Origin of the sequence: Rhodococcus sp. EPR-134 (assembly GCF_001647205.1) — a bacterium.
GTDB lineage: Bacteria > Actinomycetota > Actinomycetes > Mycobacteriales > Mycobacteriaceae > Rhodococcus_F > Rhodococcus_F qingshengii.
Map to the genome: position 1 here is coordinate 1 of NZ_LVCT01000168.1, position 3,845 is coordinate 3,845.

At 63.0% G+C, this 3,845-nt stretch carries 5 protein-coding genes; all 5 read right to left on the reverse strand.

All coding sequences use genetic code 11. The features are described 5' to 3' along the window. Positions 1–296: nuclear transport factor 2 family protein (locus A2J01_RS07610; RefSeq protein WP_064112437.1), on the reverse strand; the 296-nt coding region annotated here is incomplete at its 3' end. Positions 297–305: 9 nt separating this feature from the next. Further along, positions 306–1,169 (reverse strand): TIGR03619 family F420-dependent LLM class oxidoreductase, encoded by an 864-nt coding sequence (locus A2J01_RS07615; RefSeq protein WP_019746978.1) that lies wholly within the window; start codon positions 1,167–1,169, stop codon positions 306–308. 36 nt (positions 1,170–1,205) lie between these two features. Continuing rightward, complete coding sequence (locus tag A2J01_RS07620) at positions 1,206–2,387, reverse strand: thiolase domain-containing protein (RefSeq protein ID WP_007734272.1); 1,182 nt, start codon at positions 2,385–2,387, stop codon at positions 1,206–1,208. Continuing rightward, positions 2,387–3,457 (reverse strand): thiolase domain-containing protein, encoded by a 1,071-nt coding sequence (locus A2J01_RS07625; RefSeq protein ID WP_007734273.1) that lies wholly within the window; start codon positions 3,455–3,457, stop codon positions 2,387–2,389. The genes A2J01_RS07620 and A2J01_RS07625 overlap by 1 nt, the downstream gene beginning before the upstream one ends. A 10-nt stretch (positions 3,458–3,467) precedes the next feature. Continuing rightward, the coding region (locus tag A2J01_RS07630) for a Zn-ribbon domain-containing OB-fold protein (protein WP_197494174.1) at positions 3,468–3,845 on the reverse strand (378 nt) is incomplete at its 5' end.

The following is a 3,845-nucleotide window of genomic DNA, read 5'->3' on the forward strand; positions in this document are numbered from 1 at the left end:
GAGCCGCCGATGGTGGTTCGGATCTTGCCGATGTTGACGTTCTCGTTGCCGCACACCAGGGAATCGTCGATCAGAAATTCGAGCTTGTCCGCGTTCGCGATCGTCATGTCGTAGAACTTGGAGATCGCTTCGCGCCCGTGATGGCCTTTGCCTTCGGGATCGAAGCCCGAAGGCCCGACCGGATCTTCCACCCAACCGTCCTCGGCGAAGAGGTCCAGCCAGGCTTCCTTGTTCTTGCCACTCGCTGCGGCGCGCGAAGCGTTACCCGCGACGCGGGCGGGGTGTTCGTCGGTCATCGCGGCTCCTCAGTTGATGTACTGCTCGGCGAATTTGCGCATCGAATCCTGCTTTGCCTCCAGTGGGGCATCGAATCCGATTCCGTCGAAAACCCAAGGCACGGTAATGATGTCCGTGACGCCGGCATCTTCGAGCTCTGCGTAACCGTCCTTGCCGAAACGGTCGATGCACACCGTCTGGATTTCGAACGGCTCGTTCTCGCGGCCGTACTCGGCGCGCAGTTCGCGTAGTCGTGCGATCACACCCACCAGGTCGTCGAACTTGATCATCGCCGAGGTCCAACCGTCGCCGACTCGCGCAGCACGCTTGAGTGCGACCTCGGTGTGGCCGCCGACGTAGAACGGAACCGGCTTGGTGGGGGCCGGGCTCATCTGCAGGCGATCGAAATCGAAGAACTCACCGTGATACTCGACCATGCCGCCGCCGAGGATCAGTTTGAGGACGTCGATCATCTCGTCCACACGTGCGCCCCGACGCTTGTACGGAGCGCCGCACCACTCGAACTCTTCCGGAGCCCAACCGATTCCGACGCCGAAGCCGAAACGGTTGTTCGTCAATGCCGCCACCGAACCGACCTGCCGCGCGAGCAGGACGGGATTGCGGCTACCCAGCTTGAGCACCTGGGTGTAGAACTCGATCTTCTCGGTCACCGCGCCCATTGCAGCCGCGGCGATGAGCGGATCGACCCAGGGGGTCTCGGCATTCCACATCCGAGACCCGTCCGGGGTGTACGGGTAATCCGCCGCCTGCGTTTCCATGAAAAACAGTGAATCGGGGAGAGCGATCGACGAAAAGCCGCATTCCTCAGCAGTTTTGGCGATACCGGCTAACTGGTCCAAGGGGTTCATGGCAACCCCGACGGTGTACTTCATCTTCGGCCTCTTCCTGATCGGCGTGTGTGCTGCTGCTTACGTGGTGGGACGTTCGGAGCCGACGACCCACATCGAGAAGTACTGCGAGCCACCGCCGTAGGCATGGCCGAGCGCCTTGCGAGCATCGGCCACCTGGTGATCGCCGGCGCGGTGCATGACCTGCATCGCCGACTCGGCAAAACGGATCATGCCCGAGGCGCCGATCGGGTTGGAGGAGAGAACACCGCCCGAGGCATTGACCGGGAGCTTGCCGCCGATCGCGGTTTCACCCGCCTCGGTGAGCTTCCAGCCCTGGCCTTCCTCCGCGAAGCCGAGGTTCTCGAGCCACATCGGCTCGAACCACGAGAACGGGACATAGATTTCGGCGCAGTCGATCTCGTTGAGCGGATCGGTGATTCCCGCTGACTTCCACAGTGCTGCTGCAGCGTCACGGCCGGCTTGCGGATTGACCTGATCGCGTCCGGCATAGAAGGTCGGCTCGGTGCGCATGGCCGTCGCGTGGATCCACGCGACCGAACGACCCTCGGCCTCGACCTGTGCGGCCGCTTCCTCGTTGCCGATCACCAGAGCGCACGCGCCGTCCGAGGACGGGCAGGTCTCGTCGTATCGGATCGGATCCCAGAGCATCTGAGATGCCTGTACCGATTCGAGAGTGATGTCCGGCTGCCGCAAGTGCGCATACGGATTGAGGCTGCCGTTGAGCCGATCCTTCACCGCGACGAGGTAGCCGATGTGCTCCGGTGCGCCCGATCGACGAATGTACGAACGGACGTGCGGGGCGAAGTATCCACCGGCACCGGCGCCGACCGGCATGTTGAACGGAACCGGTACGGACAGCGCCCACATGGCGTTCGACTCGGACTGCTTCTCCCAGGAAACCGTCAGAACCCGCTTGTGGACACCGGATTTGACCAGGCTGGAGGCGACGATAGCCGTCGAACCGCCCACCGATCCGGCAGTGTGAACACGCAGCAACGGCTTTCCGTTTGCGCCCAGAGCATCCGACATGGCGAGTTCGGGCATCATCGAACCCTCGAACAAATCGGGGGCCTTTCCGATGACGACGGCGTCGATGTCGTCCCAGCCGACGTTGGCGTCGAGCATCGCGGCGTCGATGGCTTCACGGACCAAGCCCGCCATCGAGACATCGTGACGCTTTGCGACGTAGTGAGTTTGGCCGGTGCCGAGCACGGCCGCGAGTTGAGGCGTTCCGGCCATCAGTTCCGTCCCTCCAAGACTGCTACCAGATTCTGCTGCAGCACAGGGCCGCTTGTTGCATGGGCCAGAGCGCGATTCGCCTGGCCGTCGAAGATTGCCTTGGCGGCGTGGCCGATTCGTTCCAGACCACCGGCGAACAGTGGGTTGCCGCTGAGCGGACCGCCGGACGGGTTGATCGTGGTGGCGTCGGTCAGGCCGATCGCTTCCTTCAAGATCAATTCCTGGTGAGTGAACGGTGCGTGCAGTTCGGCGACGTCGATGTTGCCGACCTCGCCGCCCGTTGCCGCCTTGGCTGCCGACGTAGTAGACGGTGAGGTGGTCAGGTCACGTGCACCCAGGTTGGGGGAGTCGATGCGATGCTCGAGTCCGGTGATCCACGCCGGCCGCTCGCAGAGATCGCGGGCGCGGTTACCCGAGGCCAGGACGATTGCTGCCGCGCCGTCGGTGATGGGCGCACAATCGTGTGCGCGCAACGGATCTGCGAGGAAGGGGCTGGCGAGAAGGGCCTCGATGTCGACCTCGCCTGCGAGCTGAGCCTTCGGATTGCTCAGCGCGTGACGACGGCTACGAGCGGCAACCTCCGCCATGTCCTCGTGCGTCCACTTACCCGCGTCGAGTCCGAGTCGGGCTTGAAGTCCGGCGATCGAGACGGAGTCCGGCCACAGCGGAGTGACGAGGTACGGATCGAGCTGCATGGACAGGATCTTGCGCAGGTGCCCGGCGGAGGACTTGCCGAATCCGTACACCAGCGCGGTCTCGACCTCACCGGTCAAGATCTTGATCCACGCTTCGTAGAAGGCCCACGCAGCGTCCATCTCGACGTGAGATTCGTTGATCGGCGGGACCGCTCCGATGGAGTCGATGGCCGAGATGAAGGAGAACGCTCGTCCGGCCAGGTAGTCGGAAGATCCGGAGCACCAGAAGCCGATGTCTGACTTGGTGATTCCCAGATCGCTGTAGAGCTGCTGGAAGCACGGGACGAGCATCTCGACGCCGTTGGTGGTGCCGTTGGTTTCGCGGACGTGGGGTGCCTGAGCAAAGCCCACGACTGCGATGTCTGCAGAAGTCATTTCAGGAGCCTCACAGGTGGTGTTGGAAGGTGGAGTACTCGGCGTCGGGTTCACCTGTCGGCCGGAAGTATTCGATGTTCTCGAGGGTGTAACCCCACTCTTCGCGAGGCTTCCACTTGGCTTCGACGCGCATGCCCATGCGTACGTCCGCGGCATCACATTCGAGAATCAAGTGCAGGAACGGAATGTCAGCCCCGTCGAGAAGCACGTAGGCGGCCACGTAGGGCGGTTTGATTCGCTGCCCGAGGAACGGGACGTTGACGATGCAGAAGGTGGTGACAATTCCCTTGTCCGGCAGTTCGATCTGCTCGCTCGTCGGCTTCCCGTTGGTGGGATTCGCGCCGCGCGGTGGGATGTAGATCTTGTCTTCGGGTCCGCTGCGACCACC